This is a genomic window from Fructobacillus evanidus (assembly GCF_963580165.1).
GTDB lineage: Bacteria > Bacillota > Bacilli > Lactobacillales > Lactobacillaceae > Fructobacillus > Fructobacillus evanidus.
The window spans coordinates 1-12,171 of sequence record NZ_CAUZLM010000001.1; the positions used below are offsets into that span (position 1 = coordinate 1).

Genomic DNA, 12,171 nt, shown 5'->3' on the forward strand with positions numbered 1-12,171 from the left:
TGATGGCATAGAGGAACCACCTGTACCCATCTCGAACACAGAAGTTAAGCTCTATAGCGCCGAAAGTAGTTGCCGGAACGCTGGCTGCGAGGATAGGACGACGCGATGCCGATACGTATAAAAACAATGGGGGAATTGATGAATATCAGTTCTTCCATTGTTTTTTATTTATATACAGTTTAAAATATAGTAAATAGTAACAGGATGCTTTGGTTTGGCATTGAAGTTAATCAAAGTTGAGGTGAATACTTATGGAAATGGAACGAATTAACGATAATACTATTCGGGTCATGATTGAAAATGAGGACCTGCAAGACCGGGGAACTTCGGTTCGCGATTTGCTTAGCGATCGTAATAAAATTGAATCTTTCTTTTATAATATTCTGTCTGAAATTGATACAGAAGAGGATTTTGTCGATAATGACAAAGTTTCTTTTCAAGTTTTACCTAACCAAAATGGGCTGGAATTGTTTATTTCCCGTCTTGATGATCAGGACGCTCTAAATGATTTGTTAGCAAACATTGTTGGTGAACGTAGCGATGATGACACGGAAGTTGTTAATCAAGAAGCAATTGACGATGTTTCATTCGAACAAAAGATGGCTTTAATGGCACATGACGATGAAAAAAGTGCTGTAAAAATGAGCGTTGATGGTCATATCGACGTTGTTGAATTGGCTGATTTTGATTTGCTTTTGTCACTTTCAGACCGGTTGGAAACGTTCACAGGGGATAATAGTGCCTACTTCTATAAGGGAAACTATTACCTAGTTTTGGATTCAACCAAAATGTCGTTAACTGCAGCTGAATATAATACTTTGTCTGCGACGATTGTTGAATTTGGTCGCTATGCAAAGCTGAATGAGGCAGTTTTGTCTGAACATGGTAAAGCACTTTTTGAAAATCAAGCGGTGCAATCATTGAACCAACTATTTTTAGCTGAATAAAATACTGATGGAAAATCTGGAAAGGTTTTCCATTTTTGTTTGTTGCTTTCAATTGAATCGAAAGTCCTTTTTCTAAAATAAGATTTTGTTCCCTTGCGATTATCAGGTATAATAGCAGTATCATTATTTAGCATTGGAGTGCATTTTCATGAATATCTTGCTTGTTATTACCTGGGTCTTAGTTATTTGGTTCGTTTTTTACGTGGTCAGTGCTTTTGGAACACGAATCATGGCCAAGCAACGGGGAACCGTTTTGAAGGCAGAAGACTTTATGGCACAGCAGGCAGAAAACCATGGCCAATTGGTTGATGTCCGTGACAAGGAGCCCTACAAGCGCAATCATTTGCGGGGCGCTCGTAATATGCCAGCATTAACTTTCTCACAAGGCAAGTCTGGTTTGCGTCAAGATATGCCAGTTTATCTGTATGGTGACACATTATCTGGGGCAAGCTCTGTTGCCCGTCATCTTCGTAAGGAAGGTATGGCTAAGAACCAAATCTTTTTGATGGCTGGTGGCTATCGTCAAGCAACTGAGCAAAAGAAGGGCTAAAAAAAAGAATCGCTTAGCGATTCTTTTTTAGTAACCATTAAAAGCGTGATTGATGAGCGGCAACTGATTTACGAATGGCAGCACGAGAAACCTCTTCATAGTTTTCCTGCTCTTGTTCCTTTGGTTCTTGAACTAATTTCTTGTAGCCAAAACCAGCTGAAAGAACGGCGAGGGCTGAACCGAGTATGCCTGTTGCCAAACCGAATTTAAAGTCTTTTTTCATCTTCAATCTCCTTTCCATCTTTTCTTAATATTATCGTTGAAATAAAAGACTTTGTAAATCCCTATTTGTAAAATGGAGGTAGAACATGGCGATTCCAGTTATTGTCATTGCGGGGCCAACGGCTTCTGGTAAATCAGATTTGGCTATCCAGCTAGCCAAAAAGTATAATGGTAACATCATTTCAGCTGATTCCTTGCAGGTTTATCAGGGACTTGATATTGGTACAGCCAAGACGCCCGTTCCAGAACGGGAAGGGATTCCACATTATCTGCTTGATGTGGTAGATGAGACTGCTGATTTTTCGGTGGCCGATTTTATTTCATTGGCAGATCAGGCAATTTTAGAGACGGTCAAATCAGGAAGAGTCCCAATTGTCGTTGGTGGGACTGGTTTTTACGTCAAAGCACTTTTGGGCTTTCAGTCGCTGGACTTTGCTCAATCAAATGATGAAGAGGTCCAAGAAGATCAGAAGAAGCCTTTAGAGGAGCTCCAAGTTAAATTGAAGCAATTAGCTGATGAGAAGTTATTGAATCGGGTTGACTTACAAAATAAGGATCGGGTCATTCGAGCAATTCAAATTGCCCGCCATGGCCAAGTTGATCGACCAAAGCGGCCTGAATATACCGGACTCATTTTGGCCTTAGATTGGCCACGAGAGGTCTTATATGATCGCATCAATGGTCGTGTTCAGCTTATGGTGGATCAAGGGCTTAAGGAAGAAGCCAAGGCCCTTTATGACCGGGGCGGTTTGGCTCTGCAGGCTGGTCGTGGCATTGGCTACGCTGAATTTTATCCTTTCTTTGAAGGACAACAGACACTTTCGGAAGTTTTAGCTGCTATCCAACAAAACTCAAGACGATATGCCAAACGCCAATTAACCTATTGGCGTCATCAAATTCCGGGGTTACAATGGATTGACGGTCAAGATGCGTGGAAAATCGCTGATCAGAAAGTTGCTGATTTTTTAAAAGAATATCAGCAGTAAAAAGGAGCGGCAAATGGACTTTGTACAGGCGTTAACGGATTTAAAAGACGGGAAGATTGATCATTTTGATGTTGATCCCGAAACCTTTCCTGCATTTCAAAAGGCATGGTCTGCTTTTCCCTATCAAAATACAGTGAAGGGAATCGCTCAAAGAGCAGGAAAAGTGACATATATTCAGGCAAAATAGACTGTTGTAGTGATTAAAATATGCTACAATACTATTTAAGTAAACTATATTAAAAATGGCCGGACTCGGGTTTTTCGAGTGTCGACTTTAATTGAGAGGCAAAATCGTGGCATTATCATTTGGACAACATAACGTTGGTATTGACTTAGGAACGACAAATACTTATGTATACGTCGAAGGGAAGGGAATCGTTTTACGTGAACCTTCAGTTGTTGCGCGCAACACCGAAACGCAAGAAGTGATTGCCGTTGGCTCTGAAGCCCGCGACATGCTTGGCCGGACACCTGCAAGTATTGCAGCTATTCGCCCAATGCGTGATGGTGTGATTGCTGATTATGACACGACTGTTGCCATGATTTCTTATTATTTGAATAAGGCCTTAGGTGGCCGCGTTGGTAAGCCATACGTGACCTTAGGGGTACCTGCCCGCATTACGGCTGTTGAGCGCCGTGCAGTAATTGATGCTGCTCGTGTTGCTGGCGCACGTGATGCTTACGTCATCGAAGAACCATTTGCGGCCGCAATTGGTGCCGGCTTGCCAGTTATGGAACCAACTGGTTCAATGGTGGTTGACTTTGGTGGCGGAACAACGGATGTTGCCACGATTTCACTTGGTGGAATTGTTGCTGCTCGTTCAACTCGTTTTGCGGGTGACAAGCTTAACGAAGCAATTTCATCATTTGTCCGTAACAATAACAACTTGGCAATTGGTGAATCAACTGCTGAGCGTTTGAAGATTGAAGTTGGAACGGTTTCTTTGGAAGATGCCAAGACGATGGAACCAACAACTGCACGTGGTCGTGACTTGTTGACAGGTTTGCCAAAAACCATCGAAGTTTCAGCATACGATGTAGCGACAGCAATCCAGGACCCAATTAACGAAGTAGTGAACTCAATTCGTGAAACGTTGGAGTCAACACAACCTGAAATTTCTGCCGATGTGATTGACCACGGAATGGTCTTAACTGGTGGTGGAGCGCAGTTGCGCGGTTTGTCAACTTTGATTGAAGGCATTACAAAGGTTCCTGTTATTGTAGCGGAAGATCCTTTGGATGCTGTTGTCAAGGGTGTTGGCGAATCATTGAAGTCTTTGGATGTTTTGCAACGAAACTAATAAGACAGGTTAGGAAAACTGCCAAAAAGCGTAGCGCTTGCGCTGCGCTTTTCTTTTCAAGGCGGTTGGTGTAAAAAGGATTATTCCATGCGTAAGTTATTTTCATCCAAAACGGCTGTGATTTTAATGGTCTCAGTCATGGTTATTGTTGGCTTGATTACCGGATCAAATTGGTGGGCCAATAAAACAAATACGCCACCCTTCTTTCAGCGAGCTATTAATGATATCACTGGTGGTGTTTCACGAGCGATCGCCGTGCCAACGAATGCCATTGGGACACGGGCTAATTCGATTTCGAATTTGATGTCAACATTTGACGAAAATCAGAAATTAAAGGCTAAGTTAGACGGCTATGCGCAAAATCAGGTTAAGATGCAGACTCTGGAAGAGGAAAACAAGTCGTTGAAGAAGCAGCTTGGCTTGAAAGCAACGTTGACTGATTATGAAACGATTTCTGCCGTGACGATTGCCCGGTCACCAACAACTTGGCAGTCACAGCTTGTGATCAATAAGGGTGCTAAATCAGGATTGAAGAAGGGCATGCCCGTCCTTGGTGATTCTGGCTTGATTGGTCGTATTTCGGAAGTGAATACGGTTAATTCGAAGGTAACACTGATTTCTGATACAAGTGAAGACACAAACCGCTTTGCAATTACCGTTAAGGGTAGCCAAGGCGATGTTAACGGGATTATTACTGACTATGATGCAGATCAGAAATTGTTGATTATGGGTCAAGTTACCGAAAGTCAGACGATTAACCCTGGTGATAAAGTTGTCACTTCAGGGTTGGGTGGATCAATGCCATCCGGTATCTTGATTGGGAAGGTGGCGAAGGTTACCACCGATGATTATGGTCTGTCACGTAAGATTTATATTCAATCAAGCTCTGATTTGAGCAGTTTGAGTACTGTCTTAGTGGCCAAGACGGAGGTAGGGTCATAACATGGCAGGTTGGCAATTTATTCGATTTCGGATTGTGTATCCGCTGATTTTAATTCTTTTGTTCTTTATCGATGGGAATATTATGTCTTCGTTTGGTGTCTTTTTACTCCATCCGCCTTTTCATATTATTCCAACGTTGACGTTGATTTGGTTTTTCTATGCCATTCAATTTGAAGCAACAAGCTATATACCGTATTACTTCTATGTGGTTGTTTTTGGCTTACTTTTTGATATCTATTACACGGGGATTATTGGTACCTATACAGTGGCCTTTTTGGCAGCAACCATCTTAATGGATAAGCTGCGTCCTTACTTTGATGAACGCTTAATGTCTGGGATGCTCCTGCTTTTAGTGGGGCTATTAACCTACCTTGTGGTGACTTATTTTGCCGGTTCAATGATTAACATTGCCAATTTGTCACCCTTTGCTTTTGTCATTCAAGATGTGTTTCCAACAGCAGCTTTGAATCTGATTTTGGCTGCTTTAGGTTATTATCCAACTTGGTCTTTGTATCAAAGATTAATTTAAACTTGCATTTTTTACCGGGCCAGGGTTATAATGGCCTCAATTAAAACGTTGACTAGACGAGTAACTAGCAAATTCTTTTCAGGAAGCTTACGGCCATTGAGAGTAAGCAGGAATTGTTGGTGAACCACACCTAGGAGTGTGCTATTGAACCTTGAGTAGGTAGCATCGGTTGTGCCCGTTATCGCACTGGTTGTTAGGAAACTAACACCACGAGGTTTCTTTAGTAATAAAGAAACAACGATGAGGTGGGACCGCGTCTATTCGCCCTCTAAGTGCTTGGCACTTAGGGGGCTTTTTTATTTCCCATCGTTTTAATAGTTTGATAGTGAAAGTGGGGAAATCCTGATGAAATATTTTTTTGAAGTACTACCAAGCATTGCCTCTGGCTTGCAAATGACCCTGGGGGTCTTCTTTATTACGATTATTGGCTCGATCCCGTTGGGGATTTTAGTGTCCTTGGCAATGCGGTCACCATACTTTAGTGTGCGATGGTTGGTGAACGGCTATATTTGGCTGATGCGAGGAACACCACTCTTGTTGCAATTGATTTTTATTTACTATGGCTTAGCGATGGTTGGTGTATCCTTCTCACGATTTGATGCTGCGGCCTTTGCTTTTATTATTAACTATGCGGCTTACCTGGCAGAAATTTTCCGTGGTGGTCTTCAAGCCATTCCACAGGGGCAATTTGATGCAGCCCAGGTTTTGGGCTTGAATAAGGTTCAAACTTTTTTCAAGATTATCTTGCCGCAAGTGATTAAAATTGTGGTGCCATCATTCGGAAATGAGGTCGTTAACCTGGTCAAGGATACATCTTTGATTTATGTGATTGGCTTGGGTGATATCTTGCGAGCAGGTTCGATTGCAGCCAGCCGGGACGTTTCATTGGTACCATACTTAATTGTTGGCTTGATGTACTTGGCCATGGTAGCAGTCGTTACGATTGCCCTACGCCGTAGCGAGAAGCGCTTGAGTGCTTGGAGGTAAGACCATGATTGCGATTAAAAATTTGACAAAAGCCTACGGCGATAATGTGATTTTTAAAGATTTATCACTGACGATGGATGATGCTGAAATCCTAGTAGTTGTGGGACCATCCGGTTCCGGTAAGACAACTTTTATTAAGACATTAACCGGTTTAGAGGATGCTAGTGCTGGTGAGATTGATTTGAATGGCCAGACTTACCAAGTTGGTGATCCTGCTTTGGCAGCGAAGATTGGCCTGATTTTTCAGGACTTTAATCTATTCCCACATTTGACGGTTAAGAAGAACTTGACCTTGGCACCAATGACGGTTAAGAAAATGTCTGCGGCAGATGCGAACAAAAAGGCTGATGAGTTGTTAGCAACGCTTGGGTTGACTGACCAAGCTGACTTATATCCTTACCAGTTGTCTGGTGGCCAAAAGCAACGGGTAGGGATTGCTCGGGCACTCGCAATGGATCCACAAATTATCGCTTACGATGAACCAACCTCTGGTCTGGATGAAAAGACCACTGATCAGGTGAGCCAAGTAATGCTGGCCTTGAAGAAGGCTGGGGTTACTCAATTGGTCGTGACCCACGATTTGCCATTTGCTGATAAGGTGGCGGATACAGTCTTTGACTTTGAAAAGGAGGTCCAGCGCTAATGATTACGATGAAAAAGAAAATCATTGTCAATACCGCTGTGATTGTGGTCTTTCTTGCCGTGGTGGTTGGTTGTGTTGCCTTTCTTTCTAAACCAAAATCAGATAATGATGCCAATACCAAAGACAATTGGGCCAAGATTCAGCAGGAAAAAGTGATTACGATTGGTTTGGATGATACCTTTGTCCCAATGGGCTTCCGGGATTCATCTGGAAAATTAGAAGGATTTGATATCGATTTGGCCGATAAGGTCTTTTCTGATTTGGGTATCAAGGTTAATTGGCAACCAATTGATTGGTCTATGAAGGAAACGGAATTAAATACTGGTAATATCGATGCCATTTGGAATGGTTATACCAAGACACCTGCCCGGGCAAAGCAGGTCGCCTTTTCACAGGTTTACCACAAGGTTGCTCTTTCTGTTGTCGTTAAGAAGGGCCAGGGCATTAATAAGTTTTCTGATATGTCCGGTAAAATCTTAGGTGTTCAAACCGGGTCTTCAGGTGAATCTTCATTGAACGATCAGCCAAAGGTCTTGAAGCAGTATATTAAGGGGCAAAAGCCTGTTGAGTACGATACCTTTGACAAAGCCTTTACTGATTTAAATGCTAATCGAATTGACGGTTTGTTAGTTGATGAGGACTATGCCCGTTATTACATTAACCACCAGGCCAACCCAGCCGATTATGAAATTCTAAAGGGTGGCTTCCCAGAGACGGAAGATGTTGTTGGATTCCGTAAGGGCGATGTTGAACTCAAGGAAGCGGTCAATAAGGAGTTGACAAAGTTGACCAAGAACGGCTTTGTTGCTGCTTTGGAAAACAAGTGGTTTGCACAAAATTAATTGAGAAAGTATTAAAAACGCCTACGGGCGTTTTTTCTTTTGATAAAACCGAGTAAGATAGTTATATGATAAAAAAGACGATGGTGGCGCCTGGCGTCCAATTGGCATACCAGCCAACAAAGCAATTTAAAACAATTCATATCAATGTGACCTTTGCGACGAAGGCTAAGAAAGCCATTGCAACCAAGCGAGCGCTCTTGTCCTACTTGATGGCAGTTTCTTCGAAGGAGTATCCAGACCAACGAGCGGTTTCTTTGGCAATGATTGATGCCTTTGGGGCCAACTTTCAAACGAAGGTCGCAACGCTGGGCGATTTGGATCTTCTAACGGTTTCGATTCAATTTATTAAGCCGGGGCTTTTGCCAAATTCAAATCAGCTTTTGGAGCAAATTTTAAACTTTTTGCAAGCAATGCTCTTTGATTTTGATTGGGAAAGTGACCAAGCCCAAATAATTTTTAATCAAGAGCGGCAGAACCTGAAGCAAGCGATTTTAAGTCGCCAAGATGATAAGGTAGCGTTTGCTTTGGATCAAGCACGCGAATTGATCTTTGCTGATGCTGCTGTGCGGGAATCGATCTTAGGCTCGATTGAAGAATTGGACCAATTGACCTTACAGGATGTTCGGCAAGCACAGCGAGAGCTGTTAGCTGCCAATCAAGTGGTGATTTCAGCTGTCGGCGACTTGGATTTTGATCAATTGGAAGAACAATTGTCTGCTTGGCCTTGGGCTGATGTTGGCCGCGATGAAAAGAGTGTTGCTGACCAGGACGACCCAGCACAAATTCCTCAATTGTTAGCTGTCGGTCAAGAAAAGCTTATGAAAAAGTCAGATTGGCAACAGGCCGTCTTGGTACAAAATTATCAAGTAGAGGGCTTGTCCTTACAGGAAAATGGTCCACGCTATTATGCAACTTTGGTGTTAAACACAATTTTTGGGGCTAGCCCAGCCAGTTTGCTTTTCACTGAAGTTCGAGAAAAAAATAGTTTAGCTTATAATATTTCGTCGCGCTTTCAACCAGACTTAGCTGCCTTGACCGTTGTGGCTGGTTTTGATTTTGACCAAGTCAATTTGGTGGAAGACTTGATTCAGGTTCAATTAAAGACATTGGTAGAAGGCCAGGTGGCGGCAGAAATGCTCGAAAATGCTAAGCAAAGCTTAAAAAATGAGTATTTAATCCGTCAAGATTCACAGGCTTACTTGGCTGTGCGTCAGGCCGGTCGCTTTTTGCGTCAGGCGAAAGCAGGTGCGACTGATTTTCTAACTGCGATTGACCAAGTTTCAGTGGCAGATGTGCAGGATGTTGCTAAGGATTTAACCTTTCAGAGCAGCTTTGTTTTAGCACCTGAGAAGAAGGGGGAAGCTTTTGAAAATGAATAATCATGAAAAGCAGCCCTTTGTTTTTCAAACGAAAGAGGGCTTGACAGTTAACCTCATTAAAAAGCCTGGCTATCACCAATTTTTGGCCTCATTGACAGCCCGTTTTGGGTCGTTAACGACGACGATGATGATTAATGAAAATCAGCAAATCATCATTCCAGCCGGTACCGCGCACTTTCTGGAACATAAAATCTTTGATAAAAAAGATGGTGACGCGTTAATTCGCTTTACGGAGTTGGGGGCGGACGCCAATGCCTTTACTGGGCCCAACCAAACGACTTATTATTTCACTGCCACTAGCCGGGTTTTAGAAAACTTGGCTTGGTTAATGGATTTTGTGCAAGAACCTTATTTTACCGAAGAAAAGGTTGTTCGTGAGCGAGGCATTATCGAGGAAGAAATTAAGCTTTATCAGGATGATCCTGCTTGGCAGTTGTATCAGGGAATTATTGGGCTCTTATATCCACAATCAGCATTGAGCCAATATATTGCAGGAACCAAAAACAGCCTGCAAGAAATTACTCCTGATTTACTCTATCAAATTCACGCGGCCTTCTATCAACCCGAAAATTTGGTGTTAACGGTTGTCGGTGATTTTGATACTAGTGAATTAATGGCCTTTATTAAAAATCAACAAGGTCAAATCAGTAGTCAGAAAGAAACTGTTTTTGTACCAAAAGAGGATTTGGCAAAGCAGGTGAGTTTTGCAGCACAAAAGAAGCAAGGATTATCGCTAGAAAAAGGGGCCTATGGTCTCCGCTTACCAAGTCGTCCTGAAACTATTTCAGGAATTGAACGTGTTAAAGAAATCCTATTAGGCGAATTGGCCTTGGATTTAGTCTTTGGTGATCAAACGGCGTGGTTCCAGGATGTTTATGACCAAGGAATTTTCGGTGATGACTTTGATTATGAGTATAGTAATTTTGGTCCGTACCAGTATCTGACGTTTTTTGCGGATGGTGAAAAACAGGATCAGGTGCAAGAATCTTTGACGAAGAGGCTGGCAGAAGCAGCGGCTGTTTTAGCCGAAAGCCAGACTGATTTTAACCGGTTACAAAAAGCTTTGGCTGGGCAAACTTTGGCTAGCCAAAACCGTCCGGATCGGCTTGGTTTAGACGAGGATTTAGCCTTGTATGGTGTATCACTATTTGATAAAATGAACTTAATAACACGTTTTTGCTTAGATGATGTTGTCGAGTGTGGTAAACGGCTCTTTGAAGGTGGTCGTTTGACCCGCTTAGTATTAGAAAAGTAAGAGAAAAAATGACTGAATATTTAGCAAGTGAAATTAGTCAACAGTTACGAGAAGCTCGGTTGGAGAAGGGTTACACAATCGACCAATTAGCCGAAATGACTAAGATCCAACCTCGGTTTTTACAAGCGATTGAAGATGGTGACCAGGATGCTTTGCCTGGTCAATTTTATGCCCGGGCTTTTGCCAAGCAATTTGCTGAGGCGGTTGGTTTAAATCCTGATGATCTTTTTGATGAAGTTGAATTTGATCCACAAGTGATTAGCGACTTATCGCATGCACACCGTGACGATGACGGCGTTGTTCGCGCGGGCGTTAACAATACGGAAACCTTTAAATCACGGTTCCGTGGTTTTATTCCAAAGATTTGGTTAGCGATTATCGTTGTGGCAGTTTTGTTGGTTGCTTGGTTTGTTGTGACACGAATGAGCTCTGGTTCTAATTCATCAAATAGTGGAAACCAAGTTGAAGTGACATCATCATCTGTACCACAGTCATCATCTTCATCGTCCGCAGCCTCATCATCAAGCGCTAATGGGGGCATTAACCTTGGGACTGCAACGACAAACACGGCCCAGTTAACGACGACTTATACTGTTGCCGGCCAATTGGCTAACACGCATACCATTGTTGCCAAGGGCCAAAATGGTGGCTCAATGTTTAAGGTAACCGACGGGACGGGTAAGGTCTTGTATAACGCTTGGTTGAACCAGACCGATGAGAAGAGTGTTGAGATTCCTGCCAATACGGCCATTGTTAATATTCAAGTTTCACAGGTTAGCCACGTCAACTTGACGATTAACAACCAACATATTGATTTACCAAACTTGCCAACGAACCCAGCTCCAACGACTTGGAACGTTGTCTTGAATTTGAATAAGTGAGAACAAAATGAATTTACCAAATAAACTAACGGTCTTTCGAATCATCTTGATTCCAGTTTTCATGCTCCTTTTGATTTTTTCAAAGGGTTCAACGGTTGTGAACACTGATTTAGACCTGACCCTTTCATGGGTCCTGGCGGCCATCGTTTTTGCCGTTGCTTGTATGACTGATTTCTTAGATGGGCAAATTGCTCGTCGAAAGCACTTAGTAACCAACTTCGGTAAATTCTTTGATCCATTAGCTGATAAGCTTTTGGTCATGACTGCCTTGATTTACCTGACTGCCTTTCACCAAGTTCCTGCCTGGGTCACAGCAGTGATTGTTATCCGGGAATTAGCCGTAACTGGATTGCGGACATTGGTTGTTGAAAATAACGGGACGGTCATGGCTGCTGCCTGGCCTGGTAAGATTAAAACTTTTTCGCAGATGTTTGCGATTTTCTTCCTGTACTTAAAAGATTGGCCGTTTGCCCTTGTTGATTTTCCAATTGGCCAGGTGCTCTTGTATATTGCCGTTTTCTTTACAATTTATTCAGGAATCGAATATTTCTGGAAAAGCCGCTCGGTTTTTGCAGACGGACTATAAGCGCTTTAAGCGCTTTTTTCGTCCAATCAAATAAGGAAGAAAGCGATGCGAACAAATGTTCGTAAAAGTCCTTGCATTTTGTTAAAAAAGTCCGTACACTGTTGATAGACATTGAAGGAGT

Annotated in this window: 15 protein-coding genes, 1 rRNA gene and 1 other annotated feature; of the genes, 15 read left to right on the forward strand and 1 reads right to left on the reverse strand. The window is 42.5% G+C overall.

The genetic code is table 11. The annotated features are described in order from the left end of the window. From rrf to AABI08_RS00015, 3 genes are all read left to right on the forward strand, one after another. Window positions 1-109: ribosomal RNA gene (gene rrf / locus AABI08_RS00005) — 5S ribosomal RNA — on the forward strand; the annotation flags it as partial. Between the two features lie 142 nt (window positions 110-251). Beyond that, window positions 252-947: an adaptor protein MecA gene (locus tag AABI08_RS00010; RefSeq protein ID WP_338343327.1), complete on the forward strand. Its 696-nt coding sequence runs from the start codon at window positions 252-254 to the stop codon at window positions 945-947. Window positions 948-1,095: 148 nt separating this feature from the next. After that, on the forward strand, window positions 1,096-1,497 hold the full coding sequence (locus AABI08_RS00015) for a rhodanese-like domain-containing protein (RefSeq protein WP_338343326.1): 402 nt from the start codon (window positions 1,096-1,098) through the stop codon (window positions 1,495-1,497). 37 nt (window positions 1,498-1,534) lie between these two features. Here the strand turns inward: AABI08_RS00015 and AABI08_RS00020 are convergent, their stop codons facing one another. Beyond that, complete coding sequence (locus AABI08_RS00020; RefSeq protein ID WP_338343325.1) at window positions 1,535-1,720, reverse strand: DUF3042 family protein; 186 nt, start codon at window positions 1,718-1,720, stop codon at window positions 1,535-1,537. 85 nt (window positions 1,721-1,805) lie between these two features. Here AABI08_RS00020 and miaA point away from each other — a divergent pair, with 85 nt between their 5' ends. The 12 genes from miaA (at window position 1,806) to pgsA (ending at window position 12,050) form a co-directional block, all read left to right on the forward strand. After that, on the forward strand, window positions 1,806-2,705 hold the full coding sequence (gene miaA, locus AABI08_RS00025) for a tRNA (adenosine(37)-N6)-dimethylallyltransferase MiaA (protein WP_338343324.1): 900 nt from the start codon (window positions 1,806-1,808) through the stop codon (window positions 2,703-2,705). Between the two features lie 13 nt (window positions 2,706-2,718). After that, window positions 2,719-2,892: a hypothetical protein gene (locus AABI08_RS00030; RefSeq protein WP_338343323.1), complete on the forward strand. Its 174-nt coding sequence runs from the start codon at window positions 2,719-2,721 to the stop codon at window positions 2,890-2,892. A 106-nt stretch (window positions 2,893-2,998) separates the two neighbouring features. Then, window positions 2,999-4,006 carry a rod shape-determining protein gene (locus AABI08_RS00035; RefSeq protein WP_338343322.1) on the forward strand — a complete coding sequence of 336 codons (1,008 nt, stop codon included), beginning with the start codon at window positions 2,999-3,001 and terminating at the stop codon, window positions 4,004-4,006. 87 nt (window positions 4,007-4,093) lie between these two features. After that, window positions 4,094-4,948: a rod shape-determining protein MreC gene (gene mreC / locus AABI08_RS00040; RefSeq protein WP_338343321.1), complete on the forward strand. Its 855-nt coding sequence runs from the start codon at window positions 4,094-4,096 to the stop codon at window positions 4,946-4,948. A 1-nt stretch (window position 4,949) separates the two neighbouring features. Beyond that, window positions 4,950-5,477, forward strand: a complete 528-nt coding sequence (gene mreD, locus AABI08_RS00045; protein ID WP_338343320.1) for a rod shape-determining protein MreD — start codon at window positions 4,950-4,952, stop codon at window positions 5,475-5,477. A gap of 39 nt (window positions 5,478-5,516) precedes the next feature. Next, window positions 5,517-5,749, forward strand: a binding site (T-box leader). Window positions 5,750-5,822: 73 nt separating this feature from the next. Next, entirely contained in the window at window positions 5,823-6,464 is a 642-nt protein-coding gene (locus tag AABI08_RS00050) for an amino acid ABC transporter permease (RefSeq protein ID WP_338343319.1), read from the forward strand. 4 nt (window positions 6,465-6,468) lie between these two features. Beyond that, complete coding sequence (locus AABI08_RS00055) at window positions 6,469-7,107, forward strand: amino acid ABC transporter ATP-binding protein (RefSeq protein WP_338343318.1); 639 nt, start codon at window positions 6,469-6,471, stop codon at window positions 7,105-7,107. Further along, window positions 7,107-7,949 (forward strand): amino acid ABC transporter substrate-binding protein, encoded by an 843-nt coding sequence (locus AABI08_RS00060; RefSeq protein ID WP_338343317.1) that lies wholly within the window; start codon window positions 7,107-7,109, stop codon window positions 7,947-7,949. The genes AABI08_RS00055 and AABI08_RS00060 overlap by 1 nt, the downstream gene beginning before the upstream one ends. Before the next feature lie 65 nt (window positions 7,950-8,014). Next, on the forward strand, window positions 8,015-9,328 hold the full coding sequence (gene yfmF, locus AABI08_RS00065) for an EF-P 5-aminopentanol modification-associated protein YfmF (protein ID WP_338343316.1): 1,314 nt from the start codon (window positions 8,015-8,017) through the stop codon (window positions 9,326-9,328). Next, window positions 9,321-10,583: an EF-P 5-aminopentanol modification-associated protein YfmH gene (gene yfmH / locus AABI08_RS00070; RefSeq protein WP_338344034.1), complete on the forward strand. Its 1,263-nt coding sequence runs from the start codon at window positions 9,321-9,323 to the stop codon at window positions 10,581-10,583. The genes yfmF and yfmH overlap by 8 nt, the downstream gene beginning before the upstream one ends. An 8-nt stretch (window positions 10,584-10,591) precedes the next feature. Further along, on the forward strand, window positions 10,592-11,464 hold the full coding sequence (locus AABI08_RS00075) for a helix-turn-helix domain-containing protein (RefSeq protein WP_338343314.1): 873 nt from the start codon (window positions 10,592-10,594) through the stop codon (window positions 11,462-11,464). A 7-nt stretch (window positions 11,465-11,471) separates the two neighbouring features. Continuing rightward, on the forward strand, window positions 11,472-12,050 hold the full coding sequence (gene pgsA, locus AABI08_RS00080) for a CDP-diacylglycerol--glycerol-3-phosphate 3-phosphatidyltransferase (RefSeq protein WP_338343313.1): 579 nt from the start codon (window positions 11,472-11,474) through the stop codon (window positions 12,048-12,050). Window positions 12,051-12,171: the final 121 nt, after the last annotated feature.

Bases quoted from the DNA above. Each gene is read 5' to 3' on its own strand.
- AABI08_RS00010 (WP_338343327.1), top strand. From the start codon at position 252: ATGGAAATGGAACGAATTAACGATAATACTATTCGGGTCATGATTGAA.
- AABI08_RS00015 (WP_338343326.1), top strand. From the start codon at position 1,096: ATGAATATCTTGCTTGTTATTACCTGGGTCTTAGTTATTTGGTTCGTT.
- AABI08_RS00020 (WP_338343325.1), bottom strand. From the start codon at position 1,720: ATGAAAAAAGACTTTAAATTCGGTTTGGCAACAGGCATACTCGGTTCA.
- miaA (WP_338343324.1), top strand. From the start codon at position 1,806: ATGGCGATTCCAGTTATTGTCATTGCGGGGCCAACGGCTTCTGGTAAA.
- AABI08_RS00030 (WP_338343323.1), top strand. From the start codon at position 2,719: ATGGACTTTGTACAGGCGTTAACGGATTTAAAAGACGGGAAGATTGAT.
- mreC (WP_338343321.1), top strand. From the start codon at position 4,094: ATGCGTAAGTTATTTTCATCCAAAACGGCTGTGATTTTAATGGTCTCA.
- mreD (WP_338343320.1), top strand. From the start codon at position 4,950: ATGGCAGGTTGGCAATTTATTCGATTTCGGATTGTGTATCCGCTGATT.
- AABI08_RS00050 (WP_338343319.1), top strand. From the start codon at position 5,823: ATGAAATATTTTTTTGAAGTACTACCAAGCATTGCCTCTGGCTTGCAA.
- AABI08_RS00055 (WP_338343318.1), top strand. From the start codon at position 6,469: ATGATTGCGATTAAAAATTTGACAAAAGCCTACGGCGATAATGTGATT.
- AABI08_RS00060 (WP_338343317.1), top strand. From the start codon at position 7,107: ATGATTACGATGAAAAAGAAAATCATTGTCAATACCGCTGTGATTGTG.
- yfmF (WP_338343316.1), top strand. From the start codon at position 8,015: ATGATAAAAAAGACGATGGTGGCGCCTGGCGTCCAATTGGCATACCAG.
- yfmH (WP_338344034.1), top strand. From the start codon at position 9,321: ATGAATAATCATGAAAAGCAGCCCTTTGTTTTTCAAACGAAAGAGGGC.
- AABI08_RS00075 (WP_338343314.1), top strand. From the start codon at position 10,592: ATGACTGAATATTTAGCAAGTGAAATTAGTCAACAGTTACGAGAAGCT.
- pgsA (WP_338343313.1), top strand. From the start codon at position 11,472: ATGAATTTACCAAATAAACTAACGGTCTTTCGAATCATCTTGATTCCA.